We start from the raw sequence: 25,738 nt of genomic DNA on the forward strand, positions 1-25,738 counted from the left end.
CTGAGGACAGGACAATGGGCGAGAAACCGAGCAACACCGCGGCAGGACTGGCGGCAGCAGCGGCGAGCGACGTCGACGAGATCACCGGCCATCGCCGCATGCGTCGCACCCGGGTGACCGACTGGTCGCGCCGGCTGACCCGCGAGACCCGACTGACGGTCGACGATCTGGTCTGGCCGATCTTTGTTGTTCCGGGCACCAATGTGCTCGAGCCGATCAAGGCCATGCCCGGCGTCAACCGGATGAGCGTGGACCGGGCCGTGGAGGCCGCGAGAATGGCAGCGGATCTCGGCATTCCCGCCCTTGCCACCTTCCCCAATGTCGAGATGGACAAGCGCGACGACACCGGCTCGCATATTCTCGCACCGGACAATCTGATCAACCAGACCACCCGCGCAATCAAGCAGGCTGTCCCCACGATAGGCATCATCACCGATGTGGCGCTGGATCCGTTTACCAGCCATGGCCACGACGGCATTCTGCGCGACGGCGAGATCCTGAATGACGAGACCGTGCGGCAAATCGCGGCGGGTGCGGTGCACCAGGCCGACGCGGGCGCTGACATCATCGCACCTTCGGACATGATGGACGGGCGCATTGGCGCCATCCGCCGAGCGCTGGATGCGGCAGGCCACCATAACGTCGCGGTCATGTCCTACGCGACCAAGTTCGCGTCAGCCTGTTACGGCCCCTATCGTGAGGCGATCGGCACCTCGGGGCTGCTCAAGGGCGACAAACGCACCTATTATCTTGATCCGGCCAATGCCGTGGAAGCGATCCGCGACGCTGGCATGGACGTCGAGGAAGGCGCGGACATGCTGATGGTCAAGCCGGGCCTGCCCTATCTCGACATCTGCCGGGCGCTGAAAGACACTTACGGCCTGCCGACCTTTGCCTACCAGGTGTCGGGCGAATATTCGATGATCAAGGCCGGCGATGCCGCGGGCTATATCGACGGTGAGCGGGTGATGATGGAAAAGCTGCTGGCGTTCAAACGCGCAGGCTGTGACGGAATCCTCACCTATTTCGCCCCGGAAGCGGCAAGGCTGCTTGCCAAGGGTGGCTGGTGAGAGGTGGGCGAGCGGTTGAGCCTTTTACGGTCTTGAACAGCCCGGCCACTCCTCGATTCCCGTCATTCCGGCCTCCGAGCCGGAATCCAGCCACCGCGCGTCGGCGCGGTGAGAGACTCTCCTAGCCAAGCTGTCGGATCGGAGTGCGCACAAGTCCTCCGGCTCGCGGACGCTCGCCTGCCGGATCCCGGAGGCAACGACGTCGCTTCGCTTGTCTGGCTCAAGGCCGGGATGACGGCTGAAGATATGTCGGACTTTTCACCCCTAGCATTGCGGAGAGCTCACAATAGCCCAACCTGCCAAATCTTGTCGAACCAGCCAAACCCTTTAATTCCGGCATCTCAAATCCTACATCAGGGTGAACGCGAGCCCTTTGCCCGCGCCCGTTGACAGGAGAAACCGATGAGCCAGCCGATCCGCGAGAGTGCAGACAATCACGCCATGGGCGCGTATGACGACATCGCGCTTTATGACGGTGTCCGCACCAAGCGCGTGCTGGCGTTCTTTGTTGATTACGCCCTGGTTCTGGCACTGTGTGTGCCGGTGGCGATCCTGGTCTTCTTCATCGGCGTCTTCACGCTGGGGCTCGGCTTCCTGCTCTATCCAATCCTGTTCCTGCTGGTCGCCATTCCCTATATCGGCCTGACCATGGGCGGACCGAAGCAGGCCACGCCCGGGATGCGGCTGATGGGCATCCGCCTCGCCCGCCTCGACGGCCGCCCGGTCGACTTCATGCTCGCCGTCGTCCACGGGGTTCTGTTCTGGGCGTTGAACGCCGTACTGACCCCCTTCATCCTGCTCGCCACGCTGGTGCTCGACCGCAAGCAGACCGTGCACGACTGGATGCTCGGGACCGTGGTGGTGCGGAGCTGAGCTTTCCCGACGCGATACCTTTTCCTATCGGAACGGATCCTCAACTCCGTCATCGCGGACCTGAACCAGATACATTGTTGCCTCCGCGATCCAGCCACCGCGGGTCGGCGCTGCGCATGCCTCCGCCTCACACCTGCACCCGCGTCTCGTGCTTCAGCTGCCGCAGGATCAGATTGGTCTTGACCGTCGAAACGCCTTCCAGCGCGAACATGAAGCCTTCCAGAAATGCATTGTAGGCAGCCAGATCGCGGCAGCGGACACGGAGGTGGTAGTCGGCGTCGCCGGTCGTTGCGAAGCAGTCGAGGACTTCGGGACGGGTCATCACAGCGTCGATGAAATTCTCGACATGGCGGGCCTGATGGCGCGACAGCACCACGTGGACCATGGCGTGGAAACCGAGGCCGACGGCTTCGGGATTGACGAGTGCCGTGTAGCGCTCGATGACGCCGGCCTCCTCCAATGCCTTGACCCGCCGCCAGCAGGCCGAGGCCGACATGCCGGCGCGCTCGGCCAGGTCCTGATTGGACATGCGGCCATCGTTTTGCAGGGCGTTGAGAACCTGGCGGTCAACCTGCTGGATCTCGACCTTCTCCGTCATTCTGGACAATCCTTTCACCTGAATACTGTTCTTCGTAATTTCTTACCGAACTGATGCCTCAGAGCGGCCAATCTGGCAAGCTCTACCCCTAGAGCCGTGCTATGATCGCGGGCGGAGGACCTGCCCATGACATTTCACACATCCGCGCCATCCAGTTACGCCCTGTCCGACCGCTACACGCTTTCGAGCGGCCGGGTCTTCATGACCGGCACCCAGGCGCTCGTCCGCGCAGTGTTTGATCAGGCCCGGCGCGACCGCGAGGCGGGGCTGAAGACCGGCGGTTTCGTGTCGGGCTATCGTGGTTCGCCGCTCGGCGGTCTCGACATGGAATTGTGGCGGCAGAAATCACGGCTGGCAAAGGACGGGATCGAGTTCCTGCCTGCGGTCAACGAGGATCTGGCGGCAACCGCGGTGCTCGGCTCGCAGCAGGTGGAAACCAATCCGAACCGCACCGTCGAGGGCGTGTTCGGGCTCTGGTACGGCAAGGGGCCGGGGGTCGACCGGGCCGGCGACGCGCTCAAACACGGCAACGCCTATGGCTCCTCGCCGCACGGCGGGGTTCTGGTGGTGGCGGGCGACGATCATGGCTGCGTCTCCTCGTCGATGCCGCACCAGTCGGATGTGGCCTTCATGGCCTGGTTCATGCCGACGCTCAATCCGGCGAGCGTTGCCGAATATCTGGAATTCGCCGAATACGGCTACGCGCTGTCGCGCTATTCCGGCATGTGGGTGGGCTTCAAGGCAATCTCCGAGACCGTAGAGGGCGCCAGCTCCTTCCTGCTCAAGCCCGACCGCGTGTTTGCCAAACCTGATTTCCAGCCCCCCGCCACCGGCCTGCACTACCGGTGGCCGGATCTGCCGGGCCCGCAGATCGAGGAGCGCATGGAGGCCAAGAAGCATGCAGCCTTTGCCTTTGCCGAAGCCAACCCGATCGACCGGGCTATCTACGGCATCAGGGAGGCGCGCTTCGGTTTCGTAACCACCGGCAAGGCGCATCTCGATCTGATGGAGGCGCTGAGGCTGCTCGGGCTCGACGAAGCCCGCTGCCGGGCGCTCGGCATTGACATCTACAAGGTCGGCATGGTGTGGCCGCTGGCCCGGCGCGCCGCACTCGATTTCGTCCGCGGCAAGCGCGAAGTGGTGGTAATCGAGGAAAAGCGCGGCATCATCGAAAGCCAGTTCAAGGAGTATTTCTACGACTGGCCCGGCGACAAGCCGCAGCGCATGGTCGGCAAGCATGACGAGACCGGACGGCGCTTGATACCCTGGACCGGCGAACTGTCACCGAAACAATTGCTGCCGCTGATCGCCAAGCGGCTCGACGGCGTGTTCCGCGGCGAGAATTTTGCCGCCCGCGCCGCGGAAATCGTGGCCGAGCCGGCGGTCGCACTCAGCGATCCGGGCGCGACGCGAACGCCCTATTTCTGCTCCGGCTGCCCGCACAACACCTCGACCAAGGTGCCGGAAGGCTCAAAGGCGCTGGCCGGCATCGGCTGCCACTTCATGGCCAGCTGGATGGGCCGGGAAACATCCTCGCTGATCCAGATGGGCGGCGAAGGCGTCAACTGGGCGGCTTCCTCGCGCTTTACCGGCAAGGACCACATCTTCCAGAACCTCGGCGAAGGCACCTGGTACCATTCGGGCTCGATGGCGATCCGCCAGGCGATCGCGGCAAGGGCCAACATCACCTACAAGATCCTTTACAACGACGCCGTCGCCATGACCGGCGGGCAGCCGGTGGACGGGCCGGTGAGCGTGCAGGCCATCGCCCATATCTGCCGCGCCGAGGGCGTCGAGCGGATCGCCCTGGTCTCGGATGATCCGGACAAGTTCGCAGCCGGAGATTTCCCGCGCGGGATCACCATCCATGCGCGCGGCGAGATGGACGCGGTGCAACGCGAGTTGCGCGCGGTTCCCGGCGTCTCGGTGCTGATCTATGAGCAGACCTGTGCGACGGAGAAACGGCGCCGCCGCAAGCGCGGCACCTTGCCGGATCCCAAAAAGTTCGCCGTCATCAACGAACTCGTTTGCGAGGGCTGCGGCGATTGCTCGACCGAATCCAATTGCCTGAGCGTCGAGCCGAAGGAAACCGAATTCGGCCGCAAGCGGCAAATCAACCAGTCGAACTGCAACAAGGACATGTCCTGCCTGAACGGTTTCTGCCCGAGCTTCGTGACCATAGAAGGCGCCGAGCGACGCAAGCCGAAGCCCGTGGATCTCGACATCGAGGCGCTTGTGAAGGCGGTGCCCCTGCCCACGCTGCCCGCGCTTGAAACACCGTTCAACCTGCTGGTCACCGGCGTCGGCGGCACCGGCGTGGTCACTGTCGGTCAGCTGATATCCATGGCAGCGCATCTCGAGGGCAAGGGCGCCAGCATTCTCGATTTCACAGGCTTCGCACAGAAATTCGGCTCGGTGCTGAGCTTTGTGCGGATCAGCCAGAACCCGGATCAGATCAACCAGGTCCGGATCGACTCCGGCATGGCCGACGCGGTGATTGGCTGCGACGTGGTGGTTTCTTCCTCGCCCAAGGCATCCGGCACCTATTCGGCGCGCACACAGGTAGCGCTCAACACCGCCTCGATGCCGACCGGTGACCTGGTGCTCAAACGCGATGCGGATCTCAACATCGATGGCCGCGGCAAATCCATCGAAGCCGTTGTCGGAGCCGACAATCTTGCCTCCATCGATGCCAATGCGGCGTCCGAAGCGCTGTTTGGCGACGCGGTGTTTGCCAATGTGATGATGCTCGGCTTTGCGTGGCAGCGCGGGCTGGTGCCGGTGTCGCTAAATGCGCTGATGCGGGCGGTGGAGCTTAACAACGTCGCCATAGAGAACAACAAACGCGCGCTCGCCTGTGGACGGCTGATGGCCGCCGATCCTGCGGCGCTGGCCGCCCACCTCAATCCGAAACCGGATATCGCGACCTCGTTCGAGGATGTCGTCGCCCGCCGCGCGGACTATCTGGAGAGCTACCAGAACGCTGCCTGGGCCAAGCGCTACCGGACGCGCATGACGGATTTCCGCGCCAGCCTGCCGTCCGACCTTGCGGAAGATCTGGCGGTGAAGGCGGCGAAATCACTCTTCAAGCTGATGTCCTACAAGGACGAATACGAAGTGGCCCGGCTGCACCGTGACAAGAACTTTGTCGCAAGCCTGACCGACCGGTTCGAAGGCGATTTCAGGATCGTCCACCATTTCGCGCCGCCCCTTCTCGCAAGCGGAAAGGACGCACGTGGCCGACCTCTGAAACGTGAGTTCGGTCCCGCAATCCGGCCTGTCCTGTCAGTGCTGGCACGGCTCAAGCGGCTTCGCGGCACGGCGCTCGACCCCTTCGGCTACACTGCCGAGCGGCGGATGGAGCGGGAGCTGATCACCTGGTTCGAAGCCCTGATGGCGCGGTGCACGCAGGACGTCACCCCAGCAAATGCGCACACATGGGCGAAGGTGCTTGCTGCCCCCATGGAAATCCGCGGATACGGACCGGTCAAGGAGCAGGCTGCACTCGAGACACGGGCAAATGTGGACGCGCTTCTGGCCGGGTGACCGGCGGAAGCGAGCTGGCCCGCGCAGCCCGCGGGAGGCGTGGCCAGGCCCACGCCTCGGGTGCTCCGGCTGTACTGGGCCGAAATTTTCATCTCAGGCTGCGGGCCACCCTTGCTGTGTCCGTTGCGCGACACGTGCATCGCCGGAAATATTCGTCCTAGGCGCACGCCGCAGCGACGCGGTAAAGTGGTGTCGAACCCGCCTTACCGGAGTCGCACTGCGTCCATGCCAGATTTCCATCTCATTGCCACGTTTGTCATCATTGCGGCCACCATAGCCGCCTATGCCTCGGAACGCTGGCCTATGGAAACGGTTTCGCTGGTCTCGCTTGCCGCCGTGCTGATCCTGTTCGGCCTCCTGCCCTACAGCAGCACCGACGGCGCGACGCTGGAACCGGAGCGGCTTCTGGCCGGCTTCTCGAACCCTGCGCTGGCCACCGTCATTGCGCTGCTTATCGTCGGCCAGGGCTTGTTTGCCACCGATGCGATGGAAGCGCCGGCCCGTAAGCTGGGGCGGATGGGCGGCGCCAGCACGTTCCGGCCGATCCTGTTCATTTTGGTCGGGGCGGCGATCATCTCGGGCTTCCTCAACAACACGCCGGTGGTGGTGATCTTCATCCCGATCCTGGTGGTCATTTCCGCCCAACGGTCGATTTCTCCGAGCCGGGTGTTCATCCCGCTCTCCTTCATCACCATCCTGGGCGGCATGACGACTCTGATCGGGTCCTCGACCAATCTGCTGGTTGCAGGTGTGGTGCGTGACTATGGCTATGAAATCGGGTTCTTCGACATTACCGGCATGGGCACCATCCTGGCTCTTGTTGGAAGCGCCTATGTGCTCGGTGTGCTGCCGCGGCTGTTGCCAGAACGAACGGGCGAACTCACAGCAGGGGCAAAGTCAGGCGCGCAATTCATCGGCGAAATCACGCTGACGCGGGATCACCCCTTTGTCGGCATCTCGGCCAAGGCCGGCATGTTTCCCGGCCTTGGCGAACTGACGCTGAGACTGCTGCAACGGCGCGATGTTCCCGTGTTGCCGCCATTTGAGGACCTGACGCTTTCGGTTGGCGACACGCTGGTGGTAACCGGGACAAGACGGGCCTTCTCCAAGGCGCTCGCGCGCGGCAGCGCCGCGCTCGACAGCGACGACCGGCCCTTGGACGAAGCGCACCAGGAGCAACCGCCCGGCCCGGACTACCATCTTGCCGAGGCCGTGATTTCGCCGGGATCGCGCTATGCCGGGCGAACCATCCAGCTCTCCGGGCTGAGACCGCAGTTCGGCATCTCGGTTCTCGGCGTCCAGCGCAAAAGCCGCATGGCCCGCTCGGCAATGTCCGACATCCGGCTTGAACCCGGCGACACTCTGCTCATCGGCGGACCGATGGAAGCGATCAGGCAGCTGCGCGGCAACCACGATCTGCTGCTGCTCGAGTACTCGGCGGAAGCCGTGCCGCAGTCACGCAAGGCGCGCATCGCCGTGGCGATCTTTGCGGCGATCGTGCTGGCATCCGCCTTCTCGATCGTACCAATCGTGGTTGCGGCGATCTGCGGCGCGGTGTTGATGCTGCTGACCGGCTGCCTGTCGATCCTTCAGGCGGGCCGTGCCTTTGACCGGCAGATCTTCCTGCTTGTGGGGTCTTCCGTTGCGCTCGCCACGGCGCTTGAATCAACCGGCGGGGCGGCACTGATTGCCACAGGCGCCCTGGGGCTGATGGAGGGAGCTCCGGCCGGCGTGATCCTGTCGGGCCTGTTCCTCGTCATGGCGGTGCTGACCAATGTGCTGTCAAACAATGCCACGGCAGTGCTGTTTACCCCCATTGCCCTTGGAATAGCCAAGGGCATGGGCGCCCCGCCCGAACCGTTCATCGCGGCGGTGATTTTCGCCTCGAACGCCTCTTTCGCCACGCCGATCGGGTATCAGACCAATCTCCTGGTGATGGGCCCCGGGCACTACCGCTTCAGCGATTTTCTTCGGGCCGGAACGCCGCTTGTGATCATCATATGGTTGACGTTTTCGTTACTTGCGCCATGGTACTACGGACTGTGACCAGCTTCGTGCCGAAGAGATGATGAACCAACCGATCAATTCCCCGCAGTTCTTTCTGACCGCGCCGTCAGACTGCCCCTATCTTGAGGGGCAGAGCGAGCGGAAGGTGTTCACCCACCTGGTCGGCGAAAAGGCCCGTGACCTCAACGACTTGCTGACCCAGGGCGGCTTTCGGCGCTCACAGAACATAGCCTACCGCCCGGCTTGCGAAACCTGCCGGGCCTGCATTTCGGTCCGGATCCTGGCGAGTGAATTCGAAATCACCCGATCGATGCGACGCAACCGGGCGGCAAACAGGGATCTGGTTTCGACCGAATATCATGCGGAACCCTCCAGCGAACAGTACAGGCTGTTCAGGCGCTATCTCGACAGCCGACACAAGAGCGGCGGAATGGCCGACATGAGCATCGGCGACTATGCCATGATGGTGGAAGATTCGCATGTCGACAGCCGCATCATCGAGTACCGTCTGAGAAACGAGGGCGACGGGGTGCAGGAGCAACCGACGGGTGAACTGGCGGCCGTGGCACTGACCGACCGGATGGGTGACGGGCTATCGATGGTCTATTCCTTCTTCAACCCGGAGCTGAGCGAGCGCTCGCTCGGTACTTACATGATCCTCGATCATATCGCGCGGGCGCAGGCGTTGGGTCTGCCGCATGTCTATCTGGGCTATTGGGTCAAGGGATCGCGCAAGATGGAATACAAGACCCGGTTTCTTCCGCAGGAACACCTGATGATGCAGGGCTGGCAACGATATGAACCTTAACCGCCAGACGGCTCGCCACTCCCGATAGCTTATTCATTTCCATAACTGGAGCCGGGGCACCGGCTCTCACCAAGGCTTTTTCATGTCCGATTTTTCCCAGCAGGCCGCCGACCACCGCAAGGGGCTGCTGATCACCGCAATTGGCGGACTGGCGCTGACCATCGACATTCCGCTGATCAAGCTCTCCGGCGGAGAAGCCTGGTCCGTGGTCGCGGCACGCGGCGGTATGACCTTCCTCGCGGCACTGGTGATGTGGGCGGGATTGCGGCTCTTCAGCTCCGATCGGACACCGGTGATCCCGGGACGAACAGGACTTCTGGTGACCGGGCTCTACGGCATCGCAGCGATCAGCTTCATGTTGGCGGTGTTTCACACGACGACAGCCAACTTGGTGTTCATTCTCGCCTTCAATCCTATGTTTTCGGCTCTGATGGGCTGGTTGCTGATCGGCGAACGCCCCAAGCCGCAGACCTTCGTGGCGATGGCCGCGATGGTGTTCGGGGTCGGACTGATCGTTTCCGACGGGCTTCAGGCCGGCAACATGATCGGCAACGCTCTGGCGCTGTTCACCTCGCTGATGCTGTCGCTGATCATCACCATCAGCCGCAAGGCGCGTACCGGCATGGGTTTTGCGCCGCTCTTTGCAGCCATCGTACCCTGCCTGGTCGGATTGTTCATGGTCGGAGGCCCCTCGGGTGTCGTGCTGCCGCAACCGGGCTGGCTGGCGCTCAACGGCCTGGTGGTGATTCCGGTCGCGTTCTGGTGTCTTGCGACGGGACCGAAATATATCTCCGGTCCGGAAGTGGCAATGTTCTACTTGCTCGAGACCATTCTGGCGCCGGTCTGGATGTGGATGATCTTCTCCGAAGCGCCAACGCGGCTCGGTGTGATCGGCGGGGCGATCATCGTGGTGGCGCTGGTGACGCATTCGCTGTGGCAATTGCGCGAGCACCGGCGTGCAGCCAGAACGCTTGCACCACGTCATCCGATGTGAAGGGCTGAATTGTCAGGCGGATCCCGGCCCTGCCCTTTCCGGGTTCGCCGCGCGCCCTATTCTGGTCTCATGTCGGTGATCAACTGTGATCCCCGGAACCATTCTGGACGGACTCTATCCGCAATGAAGAAAATCGCGCTCGTCCTGCTGGTGTGTTTCGTGGCACCCGCGCTCGCGTCACTTGCGGTTCGTGCTGCAGGTTCCCAGCCGGGGTCCTGGCGAACGGCGGACTGGTCATCGTCCGGGCTGCTACCCGATCCAGCGCTGGACTCTGAAGCGGCAGTCTATGTCATGGCGGCACGCACCGGCGGCCTGAAAGGAGCGCTGGCCGTTCACAGCTGGATCGTCACGAAGTCCGCCGGCGCAGCGCGCTACAGCCGCTACGACAAGGTTGGCTGGGGAAGCCCCATTCGCACAAATGCCTATCCCGCGGACGGGCGCTGGTACTCCAATGCACCGGAAATCCTGACGGCACTGCATGGCGCGGATGCGGGCAAGCTGATCCCGAAAATCGAAGCCGCAGTAGAATCCTACCCGTTTTCGCACCGCGGCGACTACCGGATCTGGCCAGGGCCCAATTCCAACTCCTTCATCGCCCATGTGCTTCGCGAAGTTCCGGAGCTCGACGTCGCCTTGCCGCCGGAAGCCGTTGGCCGCGATTTCCGCAGCCTGGGCGATTTTGTCACGCTGTCGCCGGACTGGCGCAATCTCGAACTCTCGCTCGGCGGCTATGCCGGGCTCGCCGTCGGCACACGTTACGGCGTGGAACTGCGGCTGGCCGGGCTGGTCTTCGGCATCGACATCATGCGCCCTGCGGTGAAACTGCCTGGTTTCGGGCGGATCGGCATGGCGCGGGAGGTCGCGCTGGTCAGCTGAACTTGCCCGAGCGCGGGAAGCCTTTCGGGACCAGGCGGCCGGCTTGGGCGCGGTCGGCGATCCACTCGATCAGGTCTTCCTTCTTGCGGCTATGGGTGCGCCCGGCACTGTCTTCCCAGCTCAGCCCCTCCTCCATCGCAAAGCACCTTACATCGGACACGCCACCATCCTTGTAGCGCTGCAGGCGAACACCCTTGCCGCGGCTCATTTCCGGCAGCTGCTCAAGCGGGAAGATCAGCATCTTGCGGTTTTCACCGATGACGGCCACGTGGTCGCCGGTCACAGGCACGCAAAGCCGCATTTCCTGCGGCAGGCTGACATTCATGATCTGCTTTCCCTTGCGGGTGTTGGCAACCATGTCGCTCTCGGCCACGATGAAACCGTTGCCGGCGGTCGATGCGACCAGCAGCTTGCGCGCAGGATCATGAACGAAGGCTGTAAGCACTGCCTGGTCATTGTCCATGTCGACGATAATCCTGAGCGGCTCGCCATGACCACGGCCACCGGGCAGCTTGTCGGCGCCGAGCGTGTAGGCCTTTCCGCCGGTGGTAACAATCACCAGCTTGTCAGTGGTGTGGGCATGGAAGGCGACCTTGAGCTGGTCGCCGTCCTTGAACTGCAGGCCTGCGAAATCGGCCATGTGGCCCTTCATCGCCCGAATCCAGCCCTTCTCGGAAATCACCACCGAGATCGGTTCTTTCTCGATCATCGCCTGTTCGATGGCGGCAAGATCGGCGACCGGGGCTTCGGCGAAGCGGGTGCGGCGCGCGCCGAGCTCGGTTTCCTTCGAGAAGGTCTTGCGGACCTTGCCGATTTCCCAGGCCACGGTCTGCCATTGCTTGGAATCGGAGGCGAGCAAGGCCTCGATCTCCGCCTTCTCCTCGGTAAGACCGTCGAACTCCTTGCGGATTTCCAGCTCTTCGAGCTTACGCAGCGAGCGCAGGCGCATGTTGAGGATGGCCTCGGCCTGAACGTCGGTCAGTTCAAAGGCCTTCATCAATTCGAGCTTGGGCTCGTCCTCCTCGCGGATGATGCGGATCACCTCGTCGAGATTGAGATAGGCGATGAGGAAACCGGAGAGTAACTCCAGCCGGCGTTCGATCGCTGCCAACCGGTAACGTGAACGGCGCTGCAACACCTCGCGCCGGTGGGCCAGCCATTCCGACAGAACCTCGACCAGGTTCATCACCTTTGGCACCTTGCCCATCGACAGGACGTTGAGGTTGAGCGGAATGCGGTTTTCCAGATCGGACAGCCTGAACAGCGATTCCATCAGCAGGTTTGGGTCTACCGTGCGGCTCTTGGGAGTGAGAACCAGGCGGACGTCTTCCGCAGATTCATCACGGATGTCGTCGAGCAGCGGCAGCCGGCGCGCGATCAGCAGTTCGGCGATCTTCTCGATCAGCCGCGATTTCTGCACCTGGTAGGGTATCTCGGTAACGACGATCTGATAGCCGCCGCGGCCGGTGTCCTCGACCTCCCACTTGGCCCGAACCCTAAATCCGCCACGGCCGGTGCTGTAAGCCTCGAGCATGGATACGCGGCTGTCGATAATGACACCGCCGGTTGGGAAATCCGGTCCTTCGACGTATTGCAGCAGATCCTCGACGGTGGCACCGGGCTTGCGGATCAGCGCCAGGGCCGCATCACAGAGTTCTGCGGCATTGTGCGGCGGGATCGAGGTGGCCATGCCGACGGCGATGCCGGTGGCGCCATTGGCCAGAAGATTGGGGAAGGCGCCGGGGAGGACGACCGGTTCGCTGTTCTCCTCGTCATAGGTATCGCGGAAATCGACCGCGTCCTCGTTGATGCCTTCGATCAGCAGTTCCGCGACCGCGGTCATCTTGGACTCGGTGTAGCGCATCGCAGCGGCGCTATCGCCGTCGATGTTGCCGAAATTGCCCTGCCCGTTGGCCAGCGGATAGCGCACGGCAAAACTCTGTGCCAGCCGCACCAAGGCGTCGTAGATCGACTGGTCGCCGTGCGGATGGAAGTTACCCATCACCTCACCGACGATCTTGGCGGACTTCTTGAAGGAGCCGGCTGACCGCAGCCCCATCTCGTTCATCGCGTAGACGATCCGGCGATGCACCGGCTTCATGCCGTCGCGCACATCGGGCAAGGCGCGGTGCATGATGGTTGACAGCGCATAGGCGAGATAGCGCTCTTCGAGCGCTTTTTTCAGGTCGATGCCCTGAATGTCATCGCCGCCGCCGGGCGGTACCAAGCTTTTTCCCATGGGCCGGAGTTAAAGGAAGCGGTGATTCGGGGCAAGGGGTGTGGGCCCGCCCGCAAAGATGCAAGTGTTTTTCTGCTTTATCGAGCACTTAGCGACCTCTTGGCGGCTCTCGATGCCGTCACAAATCCGTGCGCCAGAAAATTTATTTTCAACGCCATGTCGAAACTGGATCGGCGTGTTCGTCCCTCTGACGTAAACTCGGGCTCGAACCGACCCCGGATCACACTGGATAAAGGAAAAACAACCATGAAGTATCTTGCACTCATCTACGCAGCCCCGGGAGCCGGTCCGGATTACGGCACGCCGGAATTCGGCCCCTACATGGACGGATACCGCAAGGCGACCGAAACCTATAAGCGCGATGGCGTCATGCTTGCCGGCGAAGCGCTGCAGGAAACCTCGACGGCGACGACCGTGCGGGTGCGCAACGGCAAGACGGAAACCATGGACGGGCCGTTTGCCGAAACCAAGGAACAGCTCGGCGGTTTCTACATGTTCGACTGCGCCAATCTCGACGAGGCGATCAAATATGCAGCGATGATCCCGACAGCCGAGCATGGATCGGTGGAAGTCCGGCCGATCATGGACATCGAATAGCCGCATGGCATCGGAGTGCTCCAGGCACGATAGCAGCGCGCGCAAGGCCCTCGAGGCGCTTGCGCGTGCCGACACCGGGCGCCTGCTTGGTGCGCTGCTGCGCGATGTCCGCGATTTTCAGCTGGCCGAAGACTGTCTTCAGGATGCGATGGAATCAGCAATGGCGCACTGGTCCCGCAACGGGCTGCCCGGCGCGCCTGCAGGTTGGGTGCTGCAGACGGCGCGCAGGAAGGCCATTGACCGGTTCAGGCGCACGCGCAACTTCGAGCGCAAGGCCGAGGAATACGGCCGGCTTATCGAGCTTGACCAGCAGGCAGTCGACAGTGACGAACCGCCGGCAATTCCCGACGAACGGCTGCGCCTGATCTTCACCTGCTGCCATCCGGCGCTTGACCGAAAGACCTGCGTCGCCCTGACCTTGCGCACCTTGTGCGGGCTGACGACAAGGGAGATCGCCCGCGCCTTTGTCGACACGCCGGAAACCATGGGGCAACGGCTGGTCCGAGCGCGCCACAAGATCACCAAGGCAGGAATTCCCTTCGAGATTCCCGAACCGGAGGACTGGACAGAACGGCTCAATTCAGTGCTGTCGGTGATCTACCTGATCTTCAACGAAGGCTATTCGGCAACCGAGGGTACGGAGCTGCTGCGTCAGGATCTGTGCCTTGAAGCAATCCGGCTGGGGCGGTTGATGCTGGAACTTGTTTCCGGCAACGCGGAATGCGAGGGATTGCTGGCGCTGATGCTGCTCAACCATGCCCGCGCCGCGGCAAGACTTGACGAAGACGGCCGTATGGTGCCGCTCGATCAGCAGAACCGAGGCCTGTGGCACCGGGAAAAAATCGAGGAAGGCAGCCGGATCCTCGACCGGGCGCTTGAACGCGGACACCCTGGCCTGTTTCAATCGCAGGCGGCCATCAGCGCGCTCCATGCCCAGGCCGCCAGCCACGCGGAAACGGACTGGCAGCAAATCGTGCTGCTCTACGAATCGATGCACAGGCTGGCAGACAACCCGGTCTACCTGCTCAACCGCGCCGTTGCGCTGTCCTATGCCCGCAGCGCGGATCAGGCGCTGGATGCTCTGGCCATGATCTCATCCGCACTTGACGGCTACCAGCCGTTTCATGCGGCAAAGGCGGATTTGCAGCGCCGCACCGGCCGGCACGAGGCGGCAAGGCAAAGCTACCGGCGGGCAATCGAGCTCAGCGGCAACGACAGCGAGAGGCAGTTTCTTGCGAGCCGGATCGCGGCCCTGGATCAGGCGGCCGAAATAGCTCCAGCGGCCTCACCCGCACCACAAAGCTGTTGACGATGACAGGATACGCGGCGGCCGCTAGGATGGGTGGCGTGTTACTTTCAGGATGCTGCCCTGGTCGGCATCGCCAGCAAAAGGAAGATCCGATGACGTTTCCCTATTCTCCCTCACGGATGCTTTGCGCATCTGCGTTTGTCGTAGCCTTTTCGGGCTTTACGGTTCCCGCCCTTGCGCTCGATGCGGATGATTTTGCCACCAAGCTTGCGGCGATCTCCAGCCAGAGCGGAACCAGTCTAAGTTTTTCTGCTGTCGAGCCCGATGGCAGCACGATTGTACTTAAATCAGTGCGGGTGCAGGCTCCGGGACAAGCACCCTTCAATGCCGGAGACATCACCTTCTATGGCGTCGAGGAAGTCAATGACGGCAGCTATCACGCCGACCAGGCGCTGTTTGAAGACATCCAAATTGTGGACGGCCCAACCAAGGTGTCAATAACCGGCATACAAATGTCCAATCTCAAGATCCCGCCGGTCAAGCAGGTCTACGATCCGGCTGACAACATCGGTTTCTTCCAGAGTATTTCAACCGGCCAGATCAATTTCGAACATGAAGGCGATAAAGTTTTTTCATTAGGGGGAACCAAAGTAAATTTGGACAGCGGAGATGACGGCAACCGGGTGGATATCAAGATGTCCGGTTCGGACCTGTGGATTGATCTTGACCGGCTTGATGATGCGAAAGCTCGCCAGGGGCTCGCCGAACTCGGCTACCAGACACTGACTGGCGACATCAGCGTTGACGGCATGTGGCAAATGGATACCGGCATCTTAAACGTGACCGAAATGTTCTCCCTGGATGATGTCGGCAGCCTCTCCTTAAGCATGCAGGTATCGGGCTATACGCGCGAGCTGGTCGAGGCCATGCAGCAGGCACAGAAGGCTGCAGCCGAGAATCCGGACAAGAAGGCGGCCGAACAGGCGCTCGGCCTGTCGATGCTGGGCCTGATGCAGCAATTGAGCTTCAACTCAGCGGCCATCCGGTTCGAGGATGCCTCGGTCACGGAACGGGCGCTGGCGTTCGCAGGCAAGCAGCAGGGTGTTTCGGGCGACCAGATGCGGATGGCGCTGAAGGGCATGCTGCCGCTGATGCTCGGCCAAATCGGCATTCCGGAGTTGCAGAAGCAGATCGCCGCCGCTGCGAACGTCTATCTCGACAATCCGCAAAACATCACGATTACGGCAAAACCGGAATCACCGGTCGCACTGCCTGTGATCATGGGTGCAGGCATGGGCGATCCGAAATCGCTGGTCGATCTGCTCAATGTCGAGGTCAGCGCCAACACATCCGATTGAGATCTGCTACCAGCGATCGGATCGCCGAACGGGGAAGTTTAAGGCTTGCTCGTTCCCACTGCCGCCCGCTCCTGCACAGAGTGGTGGCGAAGAAAAAGCCCGGGAAACAGAAGTTTGCCCGGGCTTGTTGATGAGTTGAGTCTGCTGGCGGCCTATTCGGCCTTTGGCGGAATGGCGCGCAGGGACAGCTCGCGCATCTGCGCCGGAGAGGCAGGGCTTGGCGCGCCCATCAGCAGATCCTGGGCCTGCTGGTTCATCGGGAACAGCGCCACTTCACGCAGGTTCTTGGCGCCGACGATCAGCATGATCACCCGGTCGACGCCAGCGGCCATGCCGCCATGCGGCGGTGCACCGTACTGGAAGGCGCGGTAGAGACCGCCGAAGCGCTCTTCGACATCGGCCTGGCTGAGACCGACTTTCTCGAACGCCTTGACCATCAGCTCTGGCGACTGGTTACGTATCGAGCCGGATGCAATCTCGAAACCGTTGCAGACGAGATCGTACTGGTAGGCCTTCAGCGTCAGTGGATCCTGGCTGTCCAGCGCTTCCATGCCGCCCTGGGGCATGGAGAACGGGTTGTGGGCGAATTCCACCTTCTTGGCGTCTTCGTCCCATTCGTAGAACGGGAAGTCGACGATCCAGCAGAGCTCGAAGCGGTTCTCGTCGACCAGTTTGAGTTCCTCGCCGGCGCGGGTGCGGGCGTCGCCGGCAAACTTGGCAAACTTGGCCGGGTCGCCGGCGGCGAAGAAACAGGCGTCACCGTCTTCAAGGCCCATCTGGGCGCGGATCGCTTCGGTGCGTTCCGGGCCGATGTTCTTGGCAATCGGTCCGGCACCTTCGAGAACATCACCTTCCTTGCGCCAGAAGATATAGCCAAGCCCCGGCTGGCCCTGGCTCTGGGCCCAGGAATTCATCCGGTCGCAGAACGCGCGGGAGCCGCCGGACTTGGCCGGGATCGCCCAGACCTCGACCTTCGGGTTATTGGCGATCATGCCGGCAAAAACCTTGAAGCCGGAGCCTGCGAAATGCTCGGTGACGGCCTGCATCTCGATCGGGTTTCTGAGATCCGGCTTGTCGGAACCATATTTGCGGATCGCCTCGTCATAGGGAATGCGCGGGAACTTCTGGGTAACCGGCTTGCCTTCGGCGAATTCCTCGAACACGCCGCGCATCACCGGCTCCATCGTGTCCCAGACATCCTCCTGGGTGACGAAGCTCATCTCGAGGTCGAGCTGGTAGAACTCGCCCGGCAGACGGTCGGCGCGTGGGTCCTCGTCCCTGAAGCAGGGCGCGATCTGGAAGTAGCGGTCGAAGCCCGCCACCATCAAGAGCTGCTTGTACTGCTGCGGCGCCTGCGGCAGGGCATAGAACTGTCCGGGATGAATGCGGCTCGGGACCAGGAAGTCGCGCGCGCCTTCGGGCGAGGATGCGGTGAGGATCGGAGTCGCATATTCCGCAAAACCGATATCCGACATCCGCTTGCGCATATCGGCGATCACCTTGGTGCGGGTGACGATGTTCTTGTGCAGGGTCTCGCGGCGCAGATCGAGAAAGCGGTACTTGAGGCGTACGTCTTCGGGATATTCCGGCTCGCCGAAGACCGGCAGCGGCAGCTCCTTGGCCGCGGACAGGATTTCGATCTCCTTAGCGAAGACCTCGATCTCGCCGGTACCGAGATTTGGGTTGATGGTGTCGGCCATGCGCTCCTTGACCACGCCGTCGACCCGGATCACCCACTCGCCACGCACCTTTTCGGCGGCCTTAAAGGCCGGCGAATCGGGGTCGGCGACCACCTGGGTCAGGCCGTAATGGTCGCGCAGATCGATGAACAGCACGCCGCCATGATCGCGCACGCGGTGCACCCAGCCCGACAGGCGGACATTGGCGCCGGTGTCGCTTTTTCGCAGAGCGGCGCAGGTGTGGGAACGGTAGGGATGCATGGCATATCCTCGATGGCTTGGACCAATGGGTGGAATCGGCGGATCGGCAGGTTGCGAGACGGGCTCGCATCGCCACCTCGGCGCACGGTAAAAATCGCGCGGAAAAGCGCATGACCCACCCGGTTTGTCAAGGTGAAAGGCCGCTTTGCTGCCGCCCTGGCGCTGACCGGCTGTCCGATGTCGGGATTTCGTGGCGACGGATCAGCGTTTTCGATGTAGGACTGGACGAACTGATTTTCTCATTTTCGGCATTTCATGCAATCGCTTCGCCCGTTGATCCCGCTCTTGACCACCGCCGGCATTCTGCTGGCGGGCAACGGCCTGCAGGGAACGCTGGTCAGCCTGCGCGGCTCGGCGGAAGGGTTTTCGCCCACCGTCATCGGCCTTGCCGGTGCGGGCTATTATTTCGGCTTCATCATCGGCTGCTGGATGACGCCATGGTTGCTCAGGACCACCGGCCACATCAGGGCGTTTGCGACAATGGCTGCTGTTGCGGCCTGCGCCTCGATGGCGCTGGTGATGGTGATCGATCCCTTCTTCTGGTTCCTGATGCGGCTTGTTACCGGCGTCTGCTGTGCCTCGCTGTTTGCCAATGTGGAAAGCTGGATCAACGCGCAGATCACCAATTCCAACCGCGCCCGTACGCTCGGGATCTACCGCTTTGTCGACCTGGGGGCAGTCACCTTGTCACAGTATCTGTTGCCGATCTTCGGCATTGGGGGCTTCGAGATCTTCGCGGTGATGACCATGCTGATGATCCTGTCAGTGGTGCCGGTGTCGCTTGCCGACCGCTCCAACCCTGCCCCGCCTGCCCCGTTCTCCTTCAGCCCGAAACGGCTGTGGCAGGTCTCGCCGCTGGCCTCGGCCGGTGCCATCACGGTGGGGCTGACAACAGCTTCGTTCCGGTCCGTCGGCCCGCTATACGCCGAGGGCCTCGGGCTGCAGGTGGGCGATATCGCCTCGTTCATGAGTGCCGGGATTGTTGGCGGCATCGTGCTGCAATATCCCCTGGGCTATCTGTCCGACATCATCAGCCGGCGCTCGGTGCTTTTGATGGCGACCACCGGCTCGACGCTCTGCGGGCTGTTCATGGTGTGGTTTGCCGGCTCCAGCGTGGCGCTGAACCTGATCGGAATCTTCTTGTGGGGCGCATTCACGATGCCGCTCTACTCGCTCTCGGCGGCGCACGCAAACGACAAGGCGAAGGCCGGTGAATATGTGCAGATCGCATCGGGACTGATGTTCTTCTGGGCGATCGGCGCCTCGATCGGGCCGCTGCTGTCGGCAATGCTGGTCGACTGGCAGGGACCGGTGGCGTTTTTCACCTTCGTCGGCGCCATGCACGGAGCCTTCGTTGTCTATACCGTCATGCGGATCATTCTGGGGGCACCCGACGAGCCCGATCGCGGCCGCTTCGCCGGTCTGCTGCGCACCTCGCCGGTTTTTGCCCGCATGGCTGCACAGGCGGTCGACCGGGATGCGCAACCTCCAAAGAAAGAGATGCACGGGGGAGAAGACAAACCAGAGAATTCCCGCTAAATGCCACGCATGGACATGATAAAAACGACCGAGGCGCTTGCCGCCTTTTGCGCCCGCCTTTCCAAACACGACTATGTCACCGTGGACACCGAGTTCCTGCGTGAGACCACTTACTGGCCCGAGCTCTGCCTCATCCAGATGGCAGGGCCGGAGGATGAAGGGGTCGTTGACCCGTTGGCCAAAGGCATTGATCTGACACCGTTTTTCGAGCTGATGGGCAACGCGTCAGTGGTCAAGGTGTTTCATGCCGCGCGTCAGGACATCGAGATCATTGTGAAGCTCGGAGACCTCGTGCCGCACCCGCTTTTCGACACCCAGGTGGCGGCGATGGTGTGCGGTTTTGGCGAATCGATTTCCTACGACCAGCTGGTCTCGCGGATCACCGGCGCGCATATCGACAAGTCGTCCCGGTTCACCGACTGGAGCCGCCGGCCGCTTACCGAAAAGCAGCTTGATTATGCGCTTGCCGACGTAACCCACCTGCGCGACGTCTATCACGAGCTGGTGGCGCGGCTCAACGCAGAAGGCCGCAGCCTCTGGGTTGCCGACGAAATGGCCGTGCTGGAAGCGCGCTCGACCTACGAGATCAACCCCGAAGACGCCTGGAAGCGGCTGAAAATGCGGGTCAAGAAACCAGTCGAGCTGTGTGTGCTGCAGCATGTCGCGGCATGGCGCGAACGCGAAGCCAAATCGCGCAATGTGCCGCGCGGCCGAGTGATCAAGGACGACGCAATCTATGAAATCGCCCAGCAGCAGCCCAGGGATGCAGAAGCGCTGTCGCGGCTGAGGACAATCCCGCGCGGCTGGGAGCGTTCGCAACAGGGTGCCACACTGGTGGAGATCGTCAACGAAGCACTTGAAACGCCAAAGGACAAGATGCCGCGGCTGCCACGGCAGAAACAGACGCCCGAAGGTGCCCAGGCCTCCATCGAGCTGTTGCGGGTGTTGCTCAAGCTCACGGTCGAGAAGGAAAACGTCGCCGCCAAGATCATCGCCAATTCTGATGATCTCGAAGCCATCGCCGTGGCCGGCGACGACGCCGATGTGGCAGCACTTCAGGGCTGGCGCCGCGAGCTGTTCGGGGAGCGCGCGCTCAAGCTCATTCGCGGCGAACTGGCGCTGCGTTTCGCCAACAAGCGGGTCGAAGCGGTCGAGCTCTGATTGCCGGCCTCTCATGGCAGGTGGCTGAGTTCAGGCAAGGGCAGCGGCTGGCCTGCCGGTTTCCCGTCTGCAGTCGCACCCGAAAACGGGGCAGATCCGCGCGTTCCGCAAATCCCACCAAAGCCCAGCCGGAGCGGCGGTCCGCTTTCTCTCGCCGGTCGATGACCGCGCTTTCCGCCTGGCGCAATTCTTCTCAAGGCTTCGCGTCCCGGAGCGAGGTCACGTCCGGACGCCCGCTTGCCCAGCCCACTTAGCCTGCCGATCTACCCTGCCCACTGGGCCTGACCATCCTTTGTTGCCTTATTCACCCACTGCAAGGCAGTTGCCTGAACGGCGCTCCCCCAAAGCGAGCGGGCCCGCCCGTCTGCGCTGCAGAGACGGCGCGACCGGGCTTCTGCGGGATTGGAAGAGCAGAAAGGCACACACGCGCAAACACAACCGAGGCGACATTACCACTGGTTAATCTATTTATAGTTGCGCTTCGGCCAATCTACCGCCATGAATTGTATTCGTTAGGCACAGCTCCGGCCGCACTCACCCGATAACGCGACCGGGATCTTCAATCGCTACATCCAGGGAGAAGACAAAGGCCAAGTATCACGAGTTCAGCGACGACAGGGTTGCCGCCGCGATTGACGCAGCGCGCAGCTACTATGCGGATATGGGCACCTACCAGGAAGGCGGCAAGATCGATCCGACCGACGACGGTCACATGAACATCGCCGCCGACTGCATCCAGGTCACCGTCGAAAATGGCAAGATCTGCCTGAAGCTTCCGGTTCTCGGCAACACGGTCTGCCTGCCGATCCCCTCTTTCATCCCGAACGGCACGGCGGCGGAAGCCTGCTTGAGCATCTGTTTCACCGGCCCATTTCCAACCGGCGTCACGGTCACCGTCAGCGTTCTCGGCAAGGTGATCATCACCAAGTCGTTCGGCAAATGCTGAACCGGTGAACAGCCCGCCGGAGTTAGCCCAGCTCCGGCCAATGCCGGCCCGTTGCCACACGGGCCGGCCCTTTGGGAGGATCAGGCCATGACACGCAGGTACACGCTTTTCATTTACAACACGTCCGGCAAGGAACAGGATTGGACCGTTTTCAGCGAAGGCGTGATCAACCAGGAATCAAAGGTCGGAGATATCCGCAAGTCCTTCACGCTGATGCTCAGCGGGGACGTCTCGATCCAGTTCGGCGTCGACCACACGGTCTATCTGAAGGCTGACTATCTTTACGATACCGACAGCTGGACCTACAAGACGGACACACCGAAGGACATATCCTTTTCGACCGGCCCAAACGCGATCACGGTCAGTTCGGATTTCAAGCCCGACGATTGACCTGAATGGAGCGTGTTCGGCGTTTCTGTCCGAATTTACCCGGGTACCCAGACAATCGTTCAGAAGCACCGACAAGGAGGACAGCAAGGAGATTGCCTCCCGCCTTGATATATTGGCAGCTTCGTCGAGGCAGATCAGTATGGTCGGTCTGAATTTCGCCCTGCCTTTTTGCATGGCTTTTGCTTGGCCGTTAGCTGCTCCAGGCCAACGGCGGCATCCTCACCAATGAAGCCGCGGCTGTCTCGAGGGCACGCTCACCGATAAAGGTCCGCACGCGTTGGCGGCAGGCCGGCGGGGCCGCGCCTCAGCTTGGTTGTCACCGTCTGATAGATCCGGACAGTGTTTCGCTCAAAGGCGATCGAGCAACCGCCGAGATAGACCAGCCAGAGCCGTGTCTTGACCTCGCCGACTTCCGCCACCGCCGCATCGTAATTGGCCAGAAGTCGGTCGTGCCAATGCCTGCAGGTGCGCTGGTAGTGTTCGCGCCAGTTTTCCACGTCATGAACCTCGAAACCGTGCTGTTCGAGCATCATCACGGTGTTGCCGATATGGTCGAGTTCGCCGCCGGGGAAAATGAATTTGGTCAGCAATGCGAACTCCTTGTTCTTCTTGCGGAAGGTCCTGGCGTCTTTCTTGGCTGGCCGGGTAATGGCGTGATGCAGATAGATCCCGCCCGGTTTGAGCACTCGTTGAATGGTGGAGTAATAGGTCGGGTAATTGTCGATGCCGATGGCTTCATGCATGCCGATCGAGGAAATCTTGTCGAACTCGCCCTCCACCTTGGCATAATCGAGCAGCATGAAATTGACCTGGTCCGACAGGCCGAGTGTTTCTGCCTTTTGCGTGGCAAACTCAAGTTGCCGTTCGGACAGGGTGACGCCGGTGACGTGGACACCGTAGTTTGCGGCCGCATAGAGCGCCAGTGATCCCCAGCCGAAGCCGATGTCGAGCATTTTCTCGCCGGATTTGAGCCTCAGCTTGCGGCAGATCATCTCCAGCTTGTCGCGCTGCAACTGCTGAATGTCATTATCCCAGTCGGTGCAATAGCCGCAGGTGTAGACCATCTGCTCGTCGAGAAAGAGCTGATAGAAGGCGTTGGAGACGTCGTAATGATAGGCGATGTTCTTCTGGTTTTCCTCGGCATTTCCGTCAGAGGGCTTTTCGTCCGGTTGGTCGCTCAGCGGCCAGGGCCCGCCCTTATCCACGAAGAGGAATTTGCGCAGGGTGTTTAACACCTGAAATTTGCTCAGTTGCTTGCGGATTTCGCGGGTGCGCACTTTCGGGCGCCGCGCGACCATCTCGAACATGTCGCCGTTTTCGAAATCGATCCGCCTGGCGACCCACAAATTGAGCAGGGTTTCGGGATTGGGGGCCCGCAGGAGTGCCGCGACCAGGCCCTCGTCGGCGAAACGGATGGTGAAGGCCCCGGGCGCAAGGTCCTCGGGAACCGTCGATCCGTCCCAGAGCCTGAAACCGATATCCAGTTCAAGGATCTGCCGGGCATGGGTCAGAAGTTTGCGAAAACTATTCAACCGACTGGTACTGCTCACGCACTCCCCTCCCGCAACCAAAAAATCCTGAACCCGTGTGCTTCCGGGTCACCGCGTCTTGAAACCGCTACATGATCCGGAAGGCAAAGCCTAGCATGATGTGAGCCGCCGGTGTGAAGGCCTAAGAAGGGCCGGTCTGGGTTATTCTCCGGCTCGACGGGGCAGGCGCTGTGCACTCTTTTCGGAGAAAACCCTGTTCGGCACCCTTGCAATCGCAAACCGGCACACCATATCAGGGTCAGCAAAGAAATTTGCCTCCAGCCTGACCACGGATGTACTGGCAGGTGTGTTGAGGCAGATCAGGAAGGTCGGTGCGAATTTCGCCCGGCCTTTTCCTTTGCCCGGTCTGCGGTGCGCGGATCGAATGCGCTTCCTTCAGCATGACCTCGCAGGTAGCTACGATATGCCGATCGCCCCCTCCTGGAGCGGCGTCAGCCGACGCGGAAGCCCAGCCTCTTGCCGGTCAGCTTGGCCAGTTGCTGGAGACGTCCCTCAAGCCGTTCGCCAACAAAGGCCTCACAGGACCGCGGTACCTTGAGCACAATGTCGACCTCGCCGTCCGAGGCAGCCGCAGGGACGAATTCGAGCTGCGGCACCATGCCCGGCATCGAGGCGGAGAAGAGATAGACCACCCGCAGCATGCCGCCAAGCAGTTTGGCATAGTCGAGATATTTGCTGCCTGCGATCGCCGCCAGCTCCGAAGACATGCCGTCATCATTGAGGCCTTCAAAACGAAAGTAATTGGCCAGTGCAATATAGGCCCGCCCGGCATGGCTGATTCCGGTGAAGGTGCCATGAGCGATGATGTTGAGCGCCTGGGGTCCGCGATAATCGGGATGGGCGCGCCAGGAGATATCGGCCAGCAGACAGGCCGCCTGGCGGTAACGGGCATCCTCCTCGCTTTCCTCGACACCGAAGACCGGGAACATGCGTCCGGTCCAGGCGGCGAGTTCGCGGGCGTGTTCGGGCGAACGGGCGCGCAGGATCGCCAGTTCGCCTGCCGCCGTCAGCAGCGGGTCACGTGCGGCCTCGGCGGCACCGAGCAGCGAGTAGAGAAAGCCCTCGCGCACGCCGAGCGCGGAGAAACTGACCCGCGCAGCCTTCATCGCAATCAGGGTTTCCTGCAAGGCGACGGCGCCATAAGGCAGGAGGCCACGGCGGTTGCGCGAGATAGCCTTGATGGCGTTGATCTTGGATTGTTTCATGGCGGCGACTTCGCCGAGGAACTCGATAGCGGGGGCGGCGTCGATCTCGTAGGCCTGCATCATGTGCAGCGGATAACCGGTGATCTCCATGTGCAGTTTGGCAATGTTTCGCCAGGTGCCGCCGACCGCGTAGAAGGTCCGCCCTGTCCCGCCCTTGAGCACTGCGGATTTCTTGAGCGCCCGGCGTGCTATGGTGCGCGCCTTCGAAACCGAGTTGCCAGACATTTCCGCCAGTCTCAGACCGCCAAGAGGCAGGGTCTGGCCGCCAGAATGCACGGTGTTCCTGACATCGACAAGCTCGAGCGAGCCGCCGCCAAGATCTCCAGCGATCCCGTCGGGTTTGTGGTAGCCGGCAATAACGCCGAGAGCGGAAAAACGGGCCTCTTCCTCGCCGGTCAGGAGCCGGATCTGGCAGTCGAGAATTGCTTCGGCAGCAGCTATGAAGGCGGCCCCGTTTTCAGCTTCCCGTGCGGCCGCTGTGGCAAGAACGTGAATTTCCGAGGCTCGCGCCTGTTCGGACAGCGCGCGGAACCGTTTCAGCGCACCGAGCGCACGCGCAATCCCGCTCTCGTCCATCCTGCCGGTGGCAACAAGCCCCTTGCCCAGCCCGCACAGCACCTTTTCGTTGAACAGGACCGAGGGCGCCCGGTTAAGTCCCTCATAGATGACGATACGCACCGAGTTGGAGCCAATATCGATGACGGATATGGGGTGAATTCCCGGCAACCGGCCCTGAGCTTCCGATTCCACCATGTCTAAGGCGCTCTATGGTTAGGGCGACGCGGTCCGCAG

Annotated in this window: 19 protein-coding genes; 14 read left to right on the forward strand and 5 right to left on the reverse strand. The window is 61.9% G+C overall.

Annotated elements, in window-relative coordinates:
- Positions 1–14 precede the first annotated feature (14 nt).
- Together hemB and CRO46_RS11215 are read left to right on the forward strand one after the other, a co-directional pair.
- A complete protein-coding gene (gene hemB, locus CRO46_RS11210; RefSeq protein ID WP_097107869.1) occupies positions 15–1,070 on the forward strand; it encodes a porphobilinogen synthase in 1,056 nt (351 codons plus the stop codon).
- Between the two features lie 441 nt (positions 1,071–1,511).
- Positions 1,512–1,943, forward strand: a complete 432-nt coding sequence (locus CRO46_RS11215; RefSeq protein WP_179759058.1) for an RDD family protein — start codon at positions 1,512–1,514, stop codon at positions 1,941–1,943.
- Positions 1,944–2,070: 127 nt separating this feature from the next.
- Here CRO46_RS11215 and CRO46_RS11220 read toward each other — a convergent pair whose 3' ends face one another.
- The gene (locus CRO46_RS11220) at positions 2,071–2,541 is read right to left on the reverse strand and encodes an Lrp/AsnC family transcriptional regulator (protein WP_097107871.1); all 471 of its coding nucleotides are present in this window, start codon (positions 2,539–2,541) and stop codon (positions 2,071–2,073) included.
- Between the two features lie 126 nt (positions 2,542–2,667).
- On the opposite strand from CRO46_RS11220, the gene CRO46_RS11225 reads away from it, so the two are divergent.
- From CRO46_RS11225 to CRO46_RS11245, 5 genes are all read left to right on the forward strand, one after another.
- Positions 2,668–6,087: an indolepyruvate ferredoxin oxidoreductase family protein gene (locus CRO46_RS11225; protein WP_097107872.1), complete on the forward strand. Its 3,420-nt coding sequence runs from the start codon at positions 2,668–2,670 to the stop codon at positions 6,085–6,087.
- 225 nt (positions 6,088–6,312) lie between these two features.
- Positions 6,313–8,133, forward strand: coding sequence for an SLC13 family permease (locus CRO46_RS11230; protein WP_097107873.1), 1,821 nt, complete (start codon positions 6,313–6,315; stop codon positions 8,131–8,133).
- A gap of 19 nt (positions 8,134–8,152) precedes the next feature.
- Positions 8,153–8,902 carry an arginyltransferase gene (locus tag CRO46_RS11235; protein ID WP_097107874.1) on the forward strand — a complete coding sequence of 250 codons (750 nt, stop codon included), beginning with the start codon at positions 8,153–8,155 and terminating at the stop codon, positions 8,900–8,902.
- Between the two features lie 82 nt (positions 8,903–8,984).
- On the forward strand, positions 8,985–9,896 hold the full coding sequence (locus CRO46_RS11240) for a DMT family transporter (RefSeq protein WP_097107875.1): 912 nt from the start codon (positions 8,985–8,987) through the stop codon (positions 9,894–9,896).
- A 123-nt stretch (positions 9,897–10,019) separates the two neighbouring features.
- Entirely contained in the window at positions 10,020–10,772 is a 753-nt protein-coding gene (locus CRO46_RS11245) for a DUF3750 domain-containing protein (RefSeq protein WP_244577865.1), read from the forward strand.
- Here the strand turns inward: CRO46_RS11245 and parC are convergent.
- Positions 10,765–13,011: a DNA topoisomerase IV subunit A gene (gene parC / locus CRO46_RS11250; RefSeq protein ID WP_097107877.1), complete on the reverse strand. Its 2,247-nt coding sequence runs from the start codon at positions 13,009–13,011 to the stop codon at positions 10,765–10,767. The two genes, CRO46_RS11245 and parC, sit on opposite strands and share 8 nt — an antisense overlap.
- A gap of 246 nt (positions 13,012–13,257) precedes the next feature.
- On the opposite strand from parC, the gene CRO46_RS11255 reads away from it, so the two are divergent.
- The 3 genes from CRO46_RS11255 to CRO46_RS11265 all read left to right on the forward strand — a co-directional run bounded on the left by CRO46_RS11255 (position 13,258) and on the right by CRO46_RS11265 (position 16,215).
- Positions 13,258–13,608: a YciI family protein gene (locus CRO46_RS11255; protein ID WP_097107878.1), complete on the forward strand. Its 351-nt coding sequence runs from the start codon at positions 13,258–13,260 to the stop codon at positions 13,606–13,608.
- Positions 13,609–13,612: 4 nt separating this feature from the next.
- Positions 13,613–14,917 (forward strand): RNA polymerase sigma factor, encoded by a 1,305-nt coding sequence (locus CRO46_RS11260; protein ID WP_097107879.1) that lies wholly within the window; start codon positions 13,613–13,615, stop codon positions 14,915–14,917.
- Positions 14,918–15,009: 92 nt separating this feature from the next.
- Positions 15,010–16,215, forward strand: a complete 1,206-nt coding sequence (locus CRO46_RS11265; RefSeq protein ID WP_143439015.1) for a hypothetical protein — start codon at positions 15,010–15,012, stop codon at positions 16,213–16,215.
- A gap of 152 nt (positions 16,216–16,367) precedes the next feature.
- Here the strand turns inward: CRO46_RS11265 and aspS are convergent, their stop codons facing one another.
- Entirely contained in the window at positions 16,368–18,155 is a 1,788-nt protein-coding gene (gene aspS, locus CRO46_RS11270) for an aspartate--tRNA ligase (RefSeq protein ID WP_097107881.1), read from the reverse strand.
- A 255-nt stretch (positions 18,156–18,410) separates the two neighbouring features.
- Here aspS and CRO46_RS11275 point away from each other — a divergent pair, with 255 nt between their 5' ends.
- The 4 genes from CRO46_RS11275 (at position 18,411) to CRO46_RS11290 (ending at position 22,191) form a co-directional block, all read left to right on the forward strand.
- Positions 18,411–19,694 (forward strand): MFS transporter, encoded by a 1,284-nt coding sequence (locus CRO46_RS11275; protein ID WP_097107882.1) that lies wholly within the window; start codon positions 18,411–18,413, stop codon positions 19,692–19,694.
- A 15-nt stretch (positions 19,695–19,709) separates the two neighbouring features.
- The gene (gene rnd / locus CRO46_RS11280) at positions 19,710–20,855 is read left to right on the forward strand and encodes a ribonuclease D (protein WP_097108247.1); all 1,146 of its coding nucleotides are present in this window, start codon (positions 19,710–19,712) and stop codon (positions 20,853–20,855) included.
- A gap of 661 nt (positions 20,856–21,516) precedes the next feature.
- Positions 21,517–21,801: a hypothetical protein gene (locus CRO46_RS11285; RefSeq protein WP_097107883.1), complete on the forward strand. Its 285-nt coding sequence runs from the start codon at positions 21,517–21,519 to the stop codon at positions 21,799–21,801.
- Positions 21,802–21,888: 87 nt separating this feature from the next.
- Positions 21,889–22,191, forward strand: coding sequence for a hypothetical protein (locus CRO46_RS11290; RefSeq protein ID WP_097107884.1), 303 nt, complete (start codon positions 21,889–21,891; stop codon positions 22,189–22,191).
- Positions 22,192–22,445: 254 nt separating this feature from the next.
- On the opposite strand, the gene CRO46_RS11295 is transcribed toward CRO46_RS11290, so the two are convergent.
- A complete protein-coding gene (locus tag CRO46_RS11295) occupies positions 22,446–23,741 on the reverse strand; it encodes an SAM-dependent methyltransferase (RefSeq protein ID WP_097107885.1) in 1,296 nt (431 codons plus the stop codon).
- A 431-nt stretch (positions 23,742–24,172) separates the two neighbouring features.
- Positions 24,173–25,699: a Ppx/GppA family phosphatase gene (locus CRO46_RS11300; protein ID WP_097107886.1), complete on the reverse strand. Its 1,527-nt coding sequence runs from the start codon at positions 25,697–25,699 to the stop codon at positions 24,173–24,175.
- Between the last annotated feature and the right edge of the window lie 39 nt (positions 25,700–25,738).

Source organism: Parahoeflea halophila, assembly GCF_900220985.1.
Taxonomy (GTDB): Bacteria; Pseudomonadota; Alphaproteobacteria; order Rhizobiales; family Rhizobiaceae; genus Hoeflea; species Hoeflea halophila.